The following is a 16,057-nucleotide window of genomic DNA, read 5'->3' on the forward strand; positions in this document are numbered from 1 at the left end:
GTCGGTCAGTTCCTGATGGCCCAGAATTTCAGTTCAAGCTCGGCAAATTCGCCGGACACGTGGAACGCGAAACCGCCGGAGCGCTCGAGTTGTGCCAGGTCTTCGGAACTGAGTTCGAGGATGAAATAGGTTTTGTTCGAGTGGAACGCGATCTGCCGCGGGGCCACCGGCAACGGTTTGACCTTGATCCCCGGCAAGTGCAGGTTGACGAGTTGGCGAATACGCTCCACCGGGCCGACCTTGAGGTGCGCCGGCAAGCGGTGGCGCAGTTCTTCGGAGTCGCAGTTGGCACTGGCCGCCAGCACGAACGACGCCGAGCCGAGCAGTTTGTGGTCGTGCAACGGCGAGACGATGATGCCGTACTGACGCGCTTGCAGGATCAGTTCGATGGCGTGCTGTTCGAGCACCATCGACAGCACCTGACGAATCGCTTCCATCAGTTTGCGGAAGCTGCCGCCTTGGTCGGCGTGGGAATAGCGGCTGTCCAGACGCGGGCGTTTGCTCTCGCCGGAGAAGGTCGCCAGATCGCCGAGCATGGTCAGCAGCGTGCGGTACAACTCTTCCGGGTGCACCTGCTCCAGGCCGAGGTAGTGGCGCAGCAGCAGTTCGGTACGGTTGATCAGTTGCAGCATCATGAAGTCGCCGACTTCGGCACCGCCGACCTTGCCGTTGGAGCGGATGCGCTCGGCAATCGTGTCACCACGGTGGTTGAGCATGCTGATGACTTCTTTCAGACACGACAGCAGATAGCTGGAGGCGTGGGCCTGAATGTAGGTCGGCACGAAATCCGGGTCGAGGCTGATCACACCGTCCGGCGTGGTGTCGAGCACGTCGCAGATCTTCAGCTTCACGTAGGCCTGATCGCTCTGCTGCTCGCCGAGCAACAGTTTGAAGTCCGGGCGACCGCAGCTGACCTGGCTGGCGGAATCGTCGCCGGCGTTGGAGTCGGCCACTTCGGCGTCGTACGCGGTGTAACGCGCGAGCACGTCGGACTGCTCCGGACGGCGCGACTCGATGTGGTTACCGGTGACCAGCGGCAGCGCCAGGTAGATCGGCGTGTTACCAGTGTTCGGCGGTACGTCCAGCGCCAGCGGCTCGGTGTTGCCACCGAGTTCGAACAGGCTGCCGTCCGGCAGAATCCCCGAGGCTTCACTGATCACCAGTTTGCCCATGTTGAGGAACTGCAAGTCGATCTCCAGATTGAGGAAACCCCAGGTGTAACCACCCAACAATTGCGTGCGGGTTTTCATCTGGTGATCGTAATAACGATCGTTGTGCTGGAAGTGCTGCGGACGCAGCAGCATGCCTTCCTGCCAAATGACTTTATGGGTATTCATGATCAGTCATCCGCCTTGGCGAGCACTTGATTGGTGTTGCGGATGCCGGTCTGGTCCAGAGTCAGATCGACTTCGGTAACTTCCAGCGGAGTGATCTGAACGGTGTGGCGCCATTGGGTGTCGGGCAAGTCGCGGTAAGCGGCGAGAACGCCAACATAAAGGCTGCCCTCTTCCACTTTGAGCTTCATCTCCACGGTTTCACCCGGGCGCAGTTCGAGTTCTTCGCTGGCCACCAGATCCGGGTTGAGGGATTCCTTGGCGCGCTCGTAGAGGCTGAAGAAGTCAGCGTTCTCGAAGGTCACCGGGTGCTTGAGTTCGAACAGGCGCACGACGATCGGCGACGGCCGACCATTGAGGTCCGGGTTGAGCTGATCGCTGCCGGTCAGCTTCAGGTTGATCTTGGTCACTTTCGAGTACGGCGACAGCGACGAGCAACCGGCGAGCAACACCAGCACGGTGAGCGCAGTCAGCGTCTTGAAAAAAGCGGTCGAGCGGCGAGACATGCGCATCATCCTTGGTGGTCGGTGTGGAGGGTGGAGATCAGGCGGATCTGTTCTTCGTAAGCCTGGGCAAAGTCGCGGGCCAGCAGACGCTCGCTCCAGTCATCGTCCTGACGCAGCGCCTGGTGATAGCGACCGAACGCTCTCCAGCGTCCGCCCGAAGTGGCGATCAACGGCTTGTTGTCGCGCTCGAAACGCAGGGTCAGTTGCTCCGGCGAGAAGTGCTCCAGCGTGCCGCGCACGGCGGCGCGGCTGGCGGTCAGCAGCGCCACTTGATGCGCCTGCAGGTCGCGGAACGCGCGGGAAATGGCTTGCTCGGCCGGCAGATGGCCGGGCTTGCTTGGTTGCAACAGAATCTGCAGCGCTTCGCTCGGATCGACGGCGAATTTCAGCGGATTCTTGTTGGTGCCTTGCACGGTGGTCTGGGCCAGACGCAGCTCGTTTTTCAGCTCCGAACGGGTGCGCAGGCTCTGCTGCAAACCGCCGATGCTTTGGCGCAGCAAACGCGCGGCGTTCAGCGCCAAAGCTTCACGTTCGTCGTGGCTGAGACCTTTGACGTCGACACCCAGCGCCGCACCGAAATGCTCCCAGAAACCTTCGCTTTGACGCTCAACGGCTTTCGGTGCCGGAGCAGGCTCAGGTTCGACAGGGGCGGCGATCAGCTCCGGCACCATCAGGCTTTCCATGTCGATGCGCGCGTAGTCGGCACGCTGACGGGAATCCTCAGGCTTGGTGTTCGGCGCCAGCAGCTCGTCAATTTCCGAATACACACGCTCTTGCTGCTCAAGGGCATTGAGCGGATCGAGATCGAGGAACGCGTCGTCCGGGATGATGCTGCCAGCGGCACGTGGACGGCCGACTTCACCGTCGAAGGTCGCCGGGTCGCGCACCAGCCGCGCGCGGATCTCGAAGTCACCCAGCACGTAGGTGCTGCCGTGCTCGATACGCACCGGTTCGCCTTTGTGCAGACGTGCGCCGCTCTCGCCGTCCTGAACACCGTTGCTGCTGGTGTCGGTGAGGAAGAACGTGCCCTCGCGGTAGCTGACAATCGCGTGGTGGTTGGACAGGTGACGCTTGCGGTCAGGGATGATCCAGTCGCAGTCCTCGCCCCGCCCGATCACGCCGCCGGCCTGTTTAAAGGTCTTCTGGCACAACTCGGTGGGCACGAACTGCTTGGTGTTCAGCATTTCGAAAACCAATTCCATGTTTGATGCTCCTTGCGGTCACTTGCCGCGATTGACCGCTTGCGGATCACCCAACGGGCGATAGTCGTTGTCGTTGAATTTGTAATTGCCGCTACAGCCGCCAAGGCCGCATAGAACGACGAGGGTCAGCAGGGCAGCTTGCCAGTGACGAACAGACATCAGAGGGTCTCCAGGTGTAGACAAAGCACAAAGCGCCGACCCTTGCGGGCGGCGCTGAAATTGGTTTTTGCGAGGATTTCGATGACGTTTTGCCTACCCATCGAAATCTCCCAGATTGATGTTCAGACGGCCAAGCCGGTACAGCAGCGTGCGTCGCGGCAAGCCCAATTCGCGGGCGGCGAGGGTCTGGTTGCCGTCGTTCTTGCGCAGGCAATCGAGCAATAAAGTACGTTCGACCTGCTCGAGGCGTTCGCGCAAATTCAGGTGGCTGTTGTCTTCCGGCATTGCCTCCATGCGCAGGGAGAAATGCTCGGCGAGCAACTCGCCGCCTTCGCACAACAGCACCGCGCGCTCAACGAGTGCCTTGAGTTCACGCACGTTGCCGGGGAAGTTGTAGCCGGACAGATGTTCCAGCGCCGCACTCGACCAGCGCACCGGATCGCGCTGCAAGTACGTGCAGGTCTTCTCGGCAAAGTGCTGGGCCAGTTCGAGGATGTCGCCTTCGCGCTGACGCAGCGCCGGCAGTTCGATCGGGAATTGCGCGAGGCGGTAATACAAGTCCTCGCGGAATTTGCCTTCGCTGACCAGCGTCGACAGATCGCGGTGGGTCGCGGCGATGATGCGTACGTCGATCTTGTGGGTGTCGTTGGAACCCAGCGGACGAATCTCGCCTTCCTGCAACACGCGCAGAATCTTCGCTTGCAACGACAGCGGCATGTCGCCGATCTCGTCGAGCAGCAGCGTGCCGCCATTGGCCGCATCAAACAGACCCGCACGGTCGCGGTCGGCGCCGGTGAACGCGCCTTTGCGATAGCCGAACAGCTCGCTTTCCAGCAGGTTTTCCGGGACCGCCGCGCAGTTCTGCACGATGAACGCCTGGGAACGGCGTGGGCCGCAATCGTGAATCGCTCGCGCAACGACTTCCTTGCCGGTGCCGGTTTCGCCGCGCAACAACACGGTGTACGGGCTGTGCAGGACTTTGCTGATCAGCGAATGGGTCTGGCGCATCGCCGCGCTTTTACCGATCAAGCCATAGCCACTGATGCTCGGCACGCTGCGCGCAACCGTTGCCGACTCTGCCAACGGCTGACGCAAGCGCTGCAACAAATGCAACTGGCCCAGCACGAACGAGCCGAGCTGGCCGAGAGAATCGGCGAAGCCTTGCAGGTGGGTACGACGACGGCTGGCGCACAGCAGCAGACCTTCAACAGCCTTGTGCTGATTGACCAGCGGCACGCACAACAGCGACTGCCACGGCGAAACCGCCGCCGGCAGAAAACTGGTTTCGTGCAGGCTGCCGCTCAAGTCGTCGAGGCACACCACGCGGTTCTGGCACAGGGCAAATTGCAGCAGTTGTTCACCGTTGTAATCCGCCGGCAGGCTCGCCGCTTCGCGCGGTTGCAGGGCACCGTCGAGGCATTCGGCGTTCATCCCCAGACACGTGTGGGTGGCGTCGAGCAAATACAGCTGCGTCAATTCGCAACCGCTCAGCTCGGCCAGACCGCGCACGAAGTCACCCAGCAACGCAGCACCGTCCGCCGCCCGCGACAGACTGGCGAACTGCGCCAGCAACGCTTCGGCATAGACCAGTGGCTGCGGCACCTGAGTGAACATCACACCCACCTCAGGCGAACTCGCAGGTCACGCTGGCATCGCCGTCGAGCGTGGCGTGCACGCGTTTGAGGCTTTCACCGGTGGCCATGGCGTCAAGCAAACGATCTGCCACCAGCGGCAACACGTGCTGATCGAGCAGATGGTCGATCAGGCGCGCGCCGCTGTCGCTTTGCGTGCAGCGCTCGGACAGGTGATCGACGAGGTTCTGGCACCAGCTGAAATCCAGCTGACGACGATTCAAGCGCTCGCCGAGACGACCGAGTTTGATCTCGATCAGCTCGCGCAGCACCGGGCCGCCAACCGGGTAATACGGCACCACTTTCATCCGCGCCAGCAGCGCCGGTTTGAAGTGTTTGCTCAGCACTGGGCGAATGGTTTCTTCGAGGACTTCGGCGGTCGGGCGTGCGCCGTTCTCGCAAAGGTCGCTGATCTTGTCGCTGCCGAGGTTCGAGGTCATCAGGATCAACGTGTTGCGGAAGTCGATCTCGCGACCCTCGCCGTCGTTGGCCACGCCTTTGTCGAAGATTTGGTAGAACAGATTAAGCACGTCCGGATCAGCCTTTTCGACTTCATCGAGCAGCACCACCGAGTACGGCTTCTGGCGTACGGCTTCGGTGAGCATGCCGCCCTCGCCGTAACCGACGTAGCCCGGTGGCGCGCCGATCAGACGAGAAACGGTGTGTTTCTCCTGGAACTCGGACATGTTGATGGTGGTGATGAAACGGTCGCCGCCGTACAGCAGATCGGCGAGGGCCAGGGCGGTTTCGGTCTTGCCGACGCCGCTCGGGCCGACCAGCAGGAACACGCCCACTGGTGCGTCAGGCTTGTTCAGGCCGGCAGCGGTGGCGCGCATCGAGCGATCCAGGGCGTGTACGGCTTGTTCCTGACCACGGATGCGCGTGCGCAGGTCGGTGGCGAAACTGGCGACCTTGGCATTGTGCTCGCGGGCCAGTTGCGCCAATGGCACGCCGGTCCAGGCGCTGATCACTTCGGCGACCAGACGCGGGCACACTTCGAAGCTGACCAGACGCTCTTTGACTTGGGCGGCGGTCAGGGCGCTGTGGGTTTCGTTGAGCTGGGCTTCCAGCGCTTCGACACTCTGGCCTTCTTCGACTTCGGCGGCAACGGTTTCGATCACGGTGCCTTCGGCGTCTTCTTCAACGGTCACCACTGGCTCAACGGCTGCCGCTTCACGAGCCTTGGCCAGTTGCTGACGCAGTTCCAGCAGGCGTTCGGCCAGTTGCTTCTGCTCAGTCCACAGGGTTTCCAGCGCGACCATTTCGTCTTCGGCTTCGTCGAGACGAGCTTCCAGAGCCTCCAGCGCTTCGTGGTCGATCAGCAGACCGGCTTCGGCATCGCGGCGCAGGGCCTGACGCTGGCGGCCACCTTCAGCCAGTTCGCCACGTAGACGCTCAAGGCTTTCCGGGGCGGCGGCGAGGCTGATGCGCACACGGGCGCAAGCGGTGTCGAGAACGTCGACGGCTTTGTCCGGCAGTTGCCGACCGGCCAGATAACGTGCGGACAGTTCAGCAGCCGAGACCACCGCGTCATCACGCAGGTAGATGCCGTGGCTTTTCTCGTAAACCTGGGCCAGACCACGGAGGATGGTCACCGCTTCGCTGACGGTCGGTTCGTGCAGTTGCACCGGTTGGAAGCGACGGGCCAGCGCCGGGTCTTTCTCGAAGTATTTCTTGTACTCGGCCCAGGTGGTCGCGGCGATGGTGCGCAGTTCGCCACGGGCCAGCGCCGGTTTCAGCAGGTTGGCCGCGTCGGAACCGCCGGCATTGCCGCCTGCGCCGATCAGGGTGTGGGCTTCGTCGATGAACAGAATGATCGGTTTCGGCGAGGCTTTGACTTCGTCGATCACGCCTTTGAGACGACGCTCGAACTCACCTTTGACGCTGGCGCCGGCCTGCAGCAGGCCCATGTCCAGCGACAGCAGCTCAACGCCTTTGAGCACTTGCGGTACTTCACCGGCGGCGATGCGCGAGGCCAGACCTTCGACGATGGCGGTCTTGCCGACACCGGCCTCACCGACGACGATCGGGTTGTTCTTGCGGCGACGGGCGAGGATGTCGACCATCTGCCGGATCGCGCCGTCACGGCACAGCACCGGGTCCAGTTTGCCGTCGCGGGCCTGCTGGGTCAGGTTGTGGGTGAAGCGCTGCAACAGCGATTCGCCCTGGGCGGCCGGCTTGCCATTGGCCGCTGGTTGCTCTTTTTGCGACAGGGCAAATTCCTTCAGGCGATCGATGTTCAGCTTGGCGAGCAGCGGCTGATAACGGCTGCCGGCGTAGCGCATCGGATTGCGTAGCAGGGCGAGGATCAACGCGGCGTCTTCAACCTGGGTCTGGCCCAGTTCGAGGTTGGCTACCAGCAGCGCATCTTGCAGCCACTGCACCAGTTCCGGGGCGAACACCGGGTTACGCGAAGCGCTGTGTTCGACGCGCGATTGCAGCGCGGCGCTGAGTTCACCGGCGTCGACGTCTGCGTCCTGCAGTGCGCGCGACAACAAGCCATTCGGACGCTCGAGAAGGCCGAGCATCAAATCTTCGACGAGGATCTTGCTGCCACCTCGGGCCACGCAACGCTCGGCGGAACGTTCCAGATCACGACGGGTTTCGGCGTCCAGCGCCTGGATAAGTTGTTGCAGGTCTACGTTGATCATGGCTCACGTCCTTAATGAATTTTGCTGCCCAGGGTCACCACGCCGTCCGCTTTTTCGCGGCCCAGCCAACTGGTCCAACCGAGGCGACAGGCGTTCTGCTCACCGATGCGCAGTTCGCGGATTTCTTCCTGGCGCAACACCAGGCGGATGTCGTAATCGAGCGGGTCACGCAAGGTGAACCGCACCAGCGCGCAGAGCGGCTGGTAACCAAAACCGATCGGCAGGAATTCATGGAATCGCTGCCAGTCGAGTTCAGTGATGTGAATGCGGAATTTGCCGCTGCGGTCGCGCACGTGTTCGCCGAGCACGAGGTCTTCGCCGAGCAGGCTGTTGGCGCGGCCCAAACGATTGCGCTGCTCTTCGAGAATTTCCACGCGGCGCTCGATGCACTGCTCGATGACCAGGTCTTCGTGCTTGAAGTAGTAACGCAGCACGGCTTCGATCAACGCCGCCGAGTGCGCACGCAAGCTGAGCAAGCCGAGGTACGGCAGCAGACGTTTCCAGTTGAGTTCCTTGGCCTTGCGGATCTCTTCGCCACCGAGGCCGATCAGGGCAAACAGCTGCGAGGAGAACGGGTCAATCGCCCCGCTCTGGAAGCTCGCGCGGTAGCGGTACTTGCGCCAGATCGGCAGCATCAGCCGTTGCAGGCGATGGTGGAACAGGTCGAGGAAATTGCGCGTCGGGTTGCCGTCTTCGCTGTCGCCCAGGGCCTGTTCGCCATAGAACGCTGGCAACGGCGAACCCGAGCCGACCAGGCCGATCAGGTTGAAACGCATGCGCGCGCGCATCTGCCCGTGCTCTTCGAAAAACTCGACGCGATCGACGTCGCTGCGCGGAAAACCGAGGCTCGGGTTGGCCTGGAACTCCACGTGGTCGTACAGATCGTCTTCGCTCAGGTGCGGGTGTGCTTCGCGCAGCCGGTCGATCACCAGCAGCACGGCCTGAAACAGCGAGTACTCGCGTATTACCTTGGTCAGCCCGCTTAAAGCAGGGGCTGCAGGCCCATACGTGGTGTCCATTGGTACACCTCTCCCTGTGTGCTTTTTACGCGCAGTTCATGGAATGAATTGAGACTGGCGTAAAGCGCGAAAAACTCGTTAAGAACCGAAGCGAAAACGAACAGGTCGCCTTCGCCGATGTACCCTTCCGGGTCGATGGTCAGTTCGGTGCGCAAACCGCGCACCGGCAGCCCACGGTGCAAGCGGTCAACGTGGTGATGCTTGATGTGCTTGAGGCCGCCGAGCAGGCGTTTGCTGACCTTCTCCGCGTGCTGGTCGTAGTAGCGCGGCAGGTCATAGGTTTCGAGAATCACCTTCAACGCATTGACGTCGGCCAGCGACAGATAGTTAAGCGACATGTTGCTGATCAGCTTCCACAGGAAGTCTCGGTTCAGCGGCGGCGCGAAGCTGGAAGTGGCCGGGGTAATGTTGCGGAAGCTCAAGAACTCCGGCGTCTCTTCACTGGCCATGCAGATGTCGCCGAGCTTGAGCTTGCGCGGCAGGTTCTGGTTGGTGCACATCAGCTCGATCGACAGGGTTTCGTGGGCTTCGGTATGGCGAATACCGAAGCTCAGGTAGGTGTCGAGGCCGTCGTGCAGCAAGGACGAACGCTGGCGGATGCTGTAGTGCGGACGGCTGTTGGGCACGTCGAAACTCGGGTCATGCTCGAAGGATTCGAACGGCACGTATTCCTGATAACCGAGACCGCCGGGCTTCCAGCCAGTCACGGTTTCCACCGAGAACACGCCGCAGTTTTCCAGATCGTATTCCGCCGGCAGCAACAGGTATTCGTCCTGCTTGCCGTCGAGGCGGATCGGCAGCGCGTCGTGGGCGAACAGGTTGGCAATCGGCGTGCAGAACAGCTTGACGTTATCCAGGGTCGGCCGCATGCGCATGATGCCGCTCTTGCGGATATCGAAGCGCAGTTCGAGGCCACGCATCTGCTTGAGGGTGTCTTCCGGCAGCGCGTTGATGATGTCCAGACCGTTGACGTCGACGAACAGGAACTTGTCCTGGAAGGCGAAATATTCCTGCAGGTAGCGATAGCCGCGGAAGGTGTTCAGCGGATACGGGATCAACGCCTCTTCTTCGGCAAAGCCCACCGGTTTGACCCGATCACCGGGAATCTTGAACGCCATCGGCTTGCCGCTGACGCCATCAATCGGTTTGCCGGCACCGTCGAGCGGGATCAGCTCGATGCCTTCAAGGTTGCGCAGCAGACTCAGGTAGAGCATCTGGCTGATGTAGCGCTCACCGGCAAAATGCAGACGCAGTTTGCTCAGTTCCAGTTCACCGAGGTGGCCGTCGGCACTCATTTCCAGACGCAGGCTGAGCAGCGAGCCGTCGCCCTTCACCGAGTAATTCAGCGCGGCCAGATCCAGCGGCAAGACTTCGGTCGGATAGCAAGTACGGAAGCGACAACGCACGTCTTCGATCGGTTTGCTTTCGATCGGCGTATCGCGCTCGACGCGCAACGCAGGCCCGGAACGCTTGAGCGGATCGAACTGCAAAATGCTGAACGCCGGCAGCGGGCGCATGTAGTTCGGCCACAGCAACTGCATCAGCGAATGGCTGAGTTCCGGCAGCTCGTCATCGAGCTTCTGGCGCAGCCGCCCGGTCAGAAACGCAAAGCCTTCGAGCAACCGCTCCACGTCCGGATCCCGCCCGGCCTGCCCCAGATACGGCGCCAACGCCGGACTACGCTCGGCGAAACGGCGACCGAGTTGGCGCAGTGCGGTGAGTTCGCTTTGGTAGTAGTGGTTAAACGACACGGGTTACCTGCCTGCTAGTGGAACGCATCAAAAAAATATCCTGTAGAGCGCGACCGTTACGCCGGCGCAGACATAACCGCCAATCAGCAGGAACGGCACAATCGAGATCCAGCCGTACGCCATGTAGGCATCACTGAGCTGACCGACGACCAGACTGAGCAGGCCATACAGCATCCATGGCACGGCGTAGAACGGGATGAACTTCACCGGCGCCCACCAAACCATCCGCAATGCCTGCTGCTCGTTGCGGCGCTGCGCCGATCGGGACATCCACAGCGAGAAACCCAGAAGCCCGGGAATTCCCCACCACAACAGGTACTGCCAATAAATCCCGGACGACTCGGGTGTTGAATACTCGCCACTCCACAGGTCATAGGAACTGATCGCCAACACCGCCAGCAATGGCCACCACAATGCAGCCATGAAGAAGCTCAGTTGCGCACGACTGAGCATGAGCATCTCGCTTGATGAGTCGGTCATCGGCGAACCTCCACAGCGTGATCCATGCACCATGTGCGGACATCGCGCTTGTCGAAGCCTGCGCACCCATTGTCTTTCGCGATCACGCGATATGAATGTTCAGGGACGTACGCAAAAAAGTAATAGTTGTCCCTGTCCTCACCGTAGAGCCAGTAAGACGAAGAACCTTGATTGATTTCGTAAGGTTCGAATGTCCAGATGGACGACTGCGCAGGGATAAAATTTTCGCGGTCCATCAGCAACATAAAAGCGTTGGAAAGCGCGTGCGCAGCAAAATAGAGCATGCAAGCGAACGCTCCCACCACGAGTAGCAAGCGCTGCAGCCAAATCATTGCGAAGCGACCTGAGTCGGTCATGCGTCCGTCTCCTGCCCCGGGGTCGCTGGCACGTATTTATTCATCGCTGCGCAACTCCCTGTTTTTGCGGCGTGATCGCGACACCCGTATAGACATAGAGCTCTTCACCGCCGTAGCCACCAATTGCCGCAGCGCTGAGTGGATGGCTGTCCCTGGTGCCATATCGAACCCAGCCTTCAGTCCACATCCCACCATTGTCGTGACGAATTTCCACGTAATAGTCCGGCGCTTCGTGCTTGGTAATCTCGACGAATACCCCACCATCCTCGGCGCCAATCCACAACGCGTGGGGATGAGCGAACAGCTTTGGTTCGGTCGAGCTTTCCATCCGCAACAGCAGCGCGAAGCCGACCAGAATCGCCAGCAAACCGACCGAGCTGAGAAAAGCGATGAGACATTGCCAGGCTCTGAGTTTCATCGAGCCGACCCGAACATGTGCGTCATGGACAGAACGCCCCGCTATCGACTGTCCATGAACGAACAACGCCACTCAGGTGTTTCTTAGTCATCAGCTCGACCCTGGCGAATTGCCGATAATCACCGTCCCGGAACCTGCCGTGACCTTGTTGCCGTGAATACCAACCGAACCCACGGTCGCGGCCGCTTTGCCGTTGATCAACACGGTCGTCGCAAGATCGCCGACCATCGCACCACCACACGCCGAGGCATCGCCTTGGCGGGCGGCCGCGAGGCCGTCGAAGAACACGTCGCCGGAACCGGCGGCGATCGGGTTGGTACCGTGGCCTGGAAGTGGGCAAGCGGTGGGGTCGGATACGCGTGCTGCTGGTTTGCCAGACATCGGGGATCTCCTTAGGTGACCTTCACTTGTCCGCTGCCATCCAGGCGCGCGGAAAAACTGACCTGACGCTTGAACCCTTCAACTTCCAGCAGGCCTTCGATGCTGAAGGCGAGGCGAAGCTGATCGTGGTCACGCGGCAGGGAAATGACACGCACATTGCTCAGGCGCGGCTCGTAGGCTTCGATGAAGTTTTCGATGGCCAGACGGGCCTGACTCAGGGAGTCGTGCAGGCTCAGACGCATGTCATTGAGATCGGGCAACCCGTAGTCGGCCAGCGTTTGCACGCTGCCGGCCCGGGTGCTGAGCATTTTGGCCAGATGGGCAGCCACTGACGCCATGGCACAAGCCTCAAGGCTGTTGCCCTTGCGTAGTTGCGCGTCGCCGTTGAGGCGTTCGAACAGGCTGCCGTATCCGTCCATGAGTCGCTCTTACTCTTTGTCCAGCTTGCCAACCAGCGACAGGGTGAAATCGGCACCCATGTACTTGAAGTGCGGACGCACGTTCAAGCTCACGCGGTACCAGCCCGGCTCGCCTTCAACGTCGCTGACGATCACTTGCGCAGCGCGCAGCGGACGACGGCCACGCACTTCGGCGCTCGGGTTTTCCTGGTCGGCAACGTACTGACGGATCCACTTGTTCAGTTCCAGCTCGAGGTCGGTACGCTCTTTCCACGAACCGAGTTGCTCGCGCTGCAACACTTTCAAGTAGTGAGCCAGGCGATTGACGATCATCATGTACGGCAGTTGGGTGCCGAGCTTGTAGTTCAGCTCTGCAGCCTTGCCTTCTGCGCTGATGCCGAAGAACTTCGGCTTCTGCACCGAGCTGGCGGAGAAGAACGCCGCGTTGTCGGAGCCTTTACGCATGGTCAGGGAGATGAAGCCTTCCTCGGCCAGTTCGTATTCACGACGGTCGGAAACCAGAACTTCAGTAGGAATCTTGGTTTCGATTTCGCCCATGCTTTCGAAGTGGTGCAACGGCAGGTCTTCAACCGCGCCACCGCTCTGCGGGCCGATGATGTTCGGGCACCAGCGGAATTTGGCGAAGCTGTCGGTCAGCTTGGTGCCGAATGCGTAAGCGGTGTTGCCCCACAGGTAGTGCTCGTGGCTGTTGGCAACGGTTTCCTTGTACACGAACGATTTGACCGGGTTTTCTTCCGGATCGTACGGGTTACGCAGCAGGAAACGCGGCACGGTCAGACCAACGTAGCGGGAGTCTTCCGAGGTACGGAAGCTCTGCCATTTGGCGAATTGCGGGCCTTCGAAGTGGTCTTTCAGATCTTTCAGATCCGGCAGGCCGGTGAAGCTTTCCAGACCGAAGAATTTCGGGCCGGCAGCAGCGATGAACGGCGCGTGCGACATGCACGAAACGCTGGCCACGTACTGCATCAGCTTCACGTCTGGCGAGCTTGGCGACATGTAGTAGTTAGCGATGATCGCGCCCACAGGCTGACCACCGAACTGGCCGTATTCAGCGGTGTAGATGTGCTTGTACAGGCCCGACTGCATGACTTCCGGCGAATCTTCGAAATCGTCCAGCAGGTCTTCTTTCGAGACGTTGAGGATTTCGATCTTGATGTTTTCGCGGAAGTTGGTGCGGTCGACCAGCAACTGCAGACCACGCCACGACGATTCCAGAGCCTGGAAGTCCGGGTGGTGCAGGATTTCGTCCATCTGACGGCTGAGCTTGGCATCGATCTCGGCGATCATGCGATCAACCATGGCCTTCTTGACCGGCTCACCGTTGTTCTGCGGCTTGAGCAGTTCTTCGATGAACGCCGACACACCGCGCTTGGCGATGTCGTAGGCTTCGTCGTCCGGAGTCAGACGGGTTTCGGCGATGATGCTGTCGAGAATGCTGTACTCGCCGTTGCCGGCGCTCTTCTCTTGTGCTGCGCTAGTGCTCATTGTGTTGGCTTCCTTGGCTGGAGTCTCAGGCGTCCGGGGCTGCGGCGTTCAGGCCCAGCTCACCGAGTACGCGACCGCGGGATTCGTCGTCGGCGAGCACGCCTTCGATCGCTTTACGGAACGCAGGTGCGTTACCCAGCGGGCCTTTGAGGGCCACCAGCGCATCGCGCAGTTCCATCAGTTTTTTCAGCTCAGGCACTTGCTCGACCAGGCTGGCCGGGTTGAAGTCCTTCATCGAATTGACGCGCAGTTGCACAGCCAGCTCGTCGGCCTCGCCATCTTCCTGCAGACGGTTCGGCACGCTCAGCGTCAGACCCAGTTCTTGCTTGGCCAACACTTCGTCGAAGGTCATCTTGTCGATGCTGATCGGCTTGCGATCTTCGATTTTGCGATCGTCCTTGCGGTGGGTGTAGTCACCGATTGCCAGCAGCTTCAGCGGCAGTTCAATCTCTTCCTGAGCACCGCCGGTGGCGGGTTTGAAGGTGACGTTGATGCGTTCCTTGGGGGCTACCGAGCCTTCTTTGGCCATGGCTTTTCTCCTTGCGGTTGTGGCCCTGGGGCCTATTCGAGTACCACTTCGAGGTCGAGGTGGCACAGCCTGCGATAAATCTCTTCCTTGCGTTCACGTACGGCATGGTTCTGCGGCAACAACTCGCAGCAGCTATGCAGTAAATGCAGCACTTCCAATGCAAGATCGGGCTCCCAGGCGTGCAGGCCTGAGTCCTGTAATGTCTGATCGAGGGTTTCCAGCTGGTTCTTGGCCAGTTCGTATTTCTTGGCCATGAAGCACAGGCGCGCGAGGGCGAACTGCCAGAAGAAACGTTCGCGTCCGCCGTGGGCCGACTGCAAACCTTGCTTGAGCGTCTGCACGGCCGGCTTCAGGCCTTCCTTGCGCAGCAGCGGCAGGACTTCTTCGAGGGCCTTTTCCCAGGCCGGCTGGGTTTCGACGTTTTCGCTTTCGACCTTGCGCGGCGCGCTGGCGCTTTGCAGGTGCGGCATGACGTTGGCGGCGATCCACGCCCGGGTGGACGGATCGGCAAACGGCGCGCCGTCATGGAAGCGCAACTCGACAATGCCGGGCAGCCGTTGAACCAAAAGCGCGAAGTGGATTTCCACTTCGCGCATTGCCAGCTCGGCGTTGAGGTTCTGGAGACACTCCCAGACCATCCTCTGGCCATCGAACCAGAACGGCGCCTTCGCCAGGCTCGCCTCCAGCTCCACCAGCAGGTCAGCGTATTTACCCTGATCGAAACGGTCCTGATAGAGCTTGAGCTTTTCCAGCGGCAAACCGCGCAGCACGGTGATCTGCTCGGCGTTGCGCTCCGGCACCGCGTCGATGGTCATCCACAACAACGTGCGGTTCAGGCGCAGGGCACGCAGGTCGGTGGCTTTCTGCTTGAGCCACCAGGCGCACAACGGGCGGGCACTTTCCTGCTGGGCGCGCAGAGCTTTGTGCGCGTCTCGTTCGTTATCGATCGGAGCGCCGGGTGTGAGCAACTGGCTCGCCGCCTGCTTGACCTGCGCCACCGCCGCGCCGACCACACCGGGGGCCGGCTGATTGTCGGCCGCGCGCTGGATCATGGTTTTCAGGCGACGAGAGATCGGCAGCAACAGCGGCGAATCATCGCCCAGATGCTCAGCACACGCCGCCTCGAGCCCGGACAGGTGCTCGGAGAGCTGCCGGAACATCGGCAACTGCTCTTTGATCGCAATGTTTTCGGTGATGACCTGCTCGAGACGCGGCACCAGCCAGCCGATGGCGGCGGCACGGGTGCGGGGTTTGAGCGGGTGAACGTCGGCCCAGTTGTTTTCCGACAGATGGTGCAGCAGACCGAGGCCGGCAAGCAGGCCGGGGAAGGATTCGCGCTGGTACAGCGACCAGGTCAGCCAAGCGCCGACACGCAGATCCTTGGATTGGGTACGCAGCAGATTTTCGCTGTTTTCGCGAATTTTCAGCCAGTCGATCTGCCCGCTTTCATGCATCGACGAGGCTTTGGCCAGCTCACTTTCCAGCGCCTCGAATTCGCTCGAAAAACGAACGTCTTCGCCCGCGAAATTCTCTTTGGAAACAGAGACTTTAGCGAGTTCGAGGTAATGGGCGGAAAGTTTGCTTGAGTAGGACATCCATGGCCTTTATTAAGGATTACAGTCAGGCGCCTGTTGGAGTTACCGCGGCGCGGGACAGTATCGAAGAGCGGTGAAGCGACTCATCCAATTGAGATGTGCTCTTTCAAGTGGGCGCATCGTAATCACTATGATGGCCAC

15 protein-coding genes and 1 pseudogene are annotated in these 16,057 nt (G+C 60.8%); all 16 read right to left on the reverse strand.

The window, feature by feature from the left end; all coding sequences use genetic code 11:
- Positions 1-5 precede the first annotated feature (5 nt).
- Positions 6-1,337 (reverse strand): type VI secretion system baseplate subunit TssK, encoded by a 1,332-nt coding sequence (tssK, locus tag HUW52_RS00330; protein WP_007920300.1) that lies wholly within the window; start codon positions 1,335-1,337, stop codon positions 6-8.
- A gap of 2 nt (positions 1,338-1,339) precedes the next feature.
- Positions 1,340-1,840, reverse strand: a complete 501-nt coding sequence (gene tssJ / locus HUW52_RS00335; protein ID WP_007920299.1) for a type VI secretion system lipoprotein TssJ — start codon at positions 1,838-1,840, stop codon at positions 1,340-1,342.
- 5 nt (positions 1,841-1,845) lie between these two features.
- Positions 1,846-3,042, reverse strand: coding sequence for a type VI secretion system-associated FHA domain protein TagH (gene tagH, locus HUW52_RS00340; RefSeq protein ID WP_007920298.1), 1,197 nt, complete (start codon positions 3,040-3,042; stop codon positions 1,846-1,848).
- A gap of 18 nt (positions 3,043-3,060) precedes the next feature.
- Entirely contained in the window at positions 3,061-3,201 is a 141-nt protein-coding gene (locus HUW52_RS00345; protein WP_034152084.1) for a hypothetical protein, read from the reverse strand.
- A gap of 93 nt (positions 3,202-3,294) precedes the next feature.
- Positions 3,295-4,815 (reverse strand): sigma-54-dependent Fis family transcriptional regulator, encoded by a 1,521-nt coding sequence (locus tag HUW52_RS00350; RefSeq protein ID WP_175552688.1) that lies wholly within the window; start codon positions 4,813-4,815, stop codon positions 3,295-3,297.
- Positions 4,816-4,825: 10 nt separating this feature from the next.
- Positions 4,826-7,483 (reverse strand): type VI secretion system ATPase TssH, encoded by a 2,658-nt coding sequence (tssH, locus tag HUW52_RS00355; RefSeq protein WP_175552689.1) that lies wholly within the window; start codon positions 7,481-7,483, stop codon positions 4,826-4,828.
- Between the two features lie 11 nt (positions 7,484-7,494).
- Entirely contained in the window at positions 7,495-8,502 is a 1,008-nt protein-coding gene (tssG, locus tag HUW52_RS00360) for a type VI secretion system baseplate subunit TssG (protein WP_016985779.1), read from the reverse strand.
- On the reverse strand, positions 8,466-10,253 hold the full coding sequence (gene tssF, locus HUW52_RS00365; RefSeq protein WP_016985778.1) for a type VI secretion system baseplate subunit TssF: 1,788 nt from the start codon (positions 10,251-10,253) through the stop codon (positions 8,466-8,468). The genes tssG and tssF overlap by 37 nt, the downstream gene beginning before the upstream one ends.
- 27 nt (positions 10,254-10,280) lie before the next feature.
- The gene (locus HUW52_RS00370) at positions 10,281-10,733 is read right to left on the reverse strand and encodes a hypothetical protein (RefSeq protein ID WP_175552690.1); all 453 of its coding nucleotides are present in this window, start codon (positions 10,731-10,733) and stop codon (positions 10,281-10,283) included.
- On the reverse strand, positions 10,730-11,089 hold the full coding sequence (locus HUW52_RS00375; RefSeq protein WP_007920282.1) for a hypothetical protein: 360 nt from the start codon (positions 11,087-11,089) through the stop codon (positions 10,730-10,732). Before HUW52_RS00375 ends, HUW52_RS00370 begins: the two co-directional genes overlap by 4 nt.
- Before the next feature lie 40 nt (positions 11,090-11,129).
- Positions 11,130-11,507 (reverse strand): hypothetical protein, encoded by a 378-nt coding sequence (locus tag HUW52_RS00380; protein ID WP_175552691.1) that lies wholly within the window; start codon positions 11,505-11,507, stop codon positions 11,130-11,132.
- A 105-nt stretch (positions 11,508-11,612) separates the two neighbouring features.
- Positions 11,613-11,888, reverse strand: a pseudogene (locus HUW52_RS00385) (PAAR domain-containing protein); the annotation flags it as partial.
- Between the two features lie 11 nt (positions 11,889-11,899).
- A complete protein-coding gene (tssE, locus tag HUW52_RS00390) occupies positions 11,900-12,307 on the reverse strand; it encodes a type VI secretion system baseplate subunit TssE (RefSeq protein ID WP_007920274.1) in 408 nt (135 codons plus the stop codon).
- A 9-nt stretch (positions 12,308-12,316) separates the two neighbouring features.
- On the reverse strand, positions 12,317-13,792 hold the full coding sequence (tssC, locus tag HUW52_RS00395) for a type VI secretion system contractile sheath large subunit (protein WP_007920272.1): 1,476 nt from the start codon (positions 13,790-13,792) through the stop codon (positions 12,317-12,319).
- Between the two features lie 25 nt (positions 13,793-13,817).
- On the reverse strand, positions 13,818-14,321 hold the full coding sequence (gene tssB, locus HUW52_RS00400; protein WP_003229587.1) for a type VI secretion system contractile sheath small subunit: 504 nt from the start codon (positions 14,319-14,321) through the stop codon (positions 13,818-13,820).
- A 32-nt stretch (positions 14,322-14,353) separates the two neighbouring features.
- Positions 14,354-15,916, reverse strand: a complete 1,563-nt coding sequence (gene tssA / locus HUW52_RS00405) for a type VI secretion system protein TssA (RefSeq protein WP_007920270.1) — start codon at positions 15,914-15,916, stop codon at positions 14,354-14,356.
- Positions 15,917-16,057 lie beyond the last annotated feature (141 nt).

Origin of the sequence: Pseudomonas sp. 43A (genome assembly GCF_013363935.1) — a bacterium.
Classification (GTDB): Bacteria; Pseudomonadota; Gammaproteobacteria; order Pseudomonadales; family Pseudomonadaceae; genus Aquipseudomonas; species Aquipseudomonas crudilactis.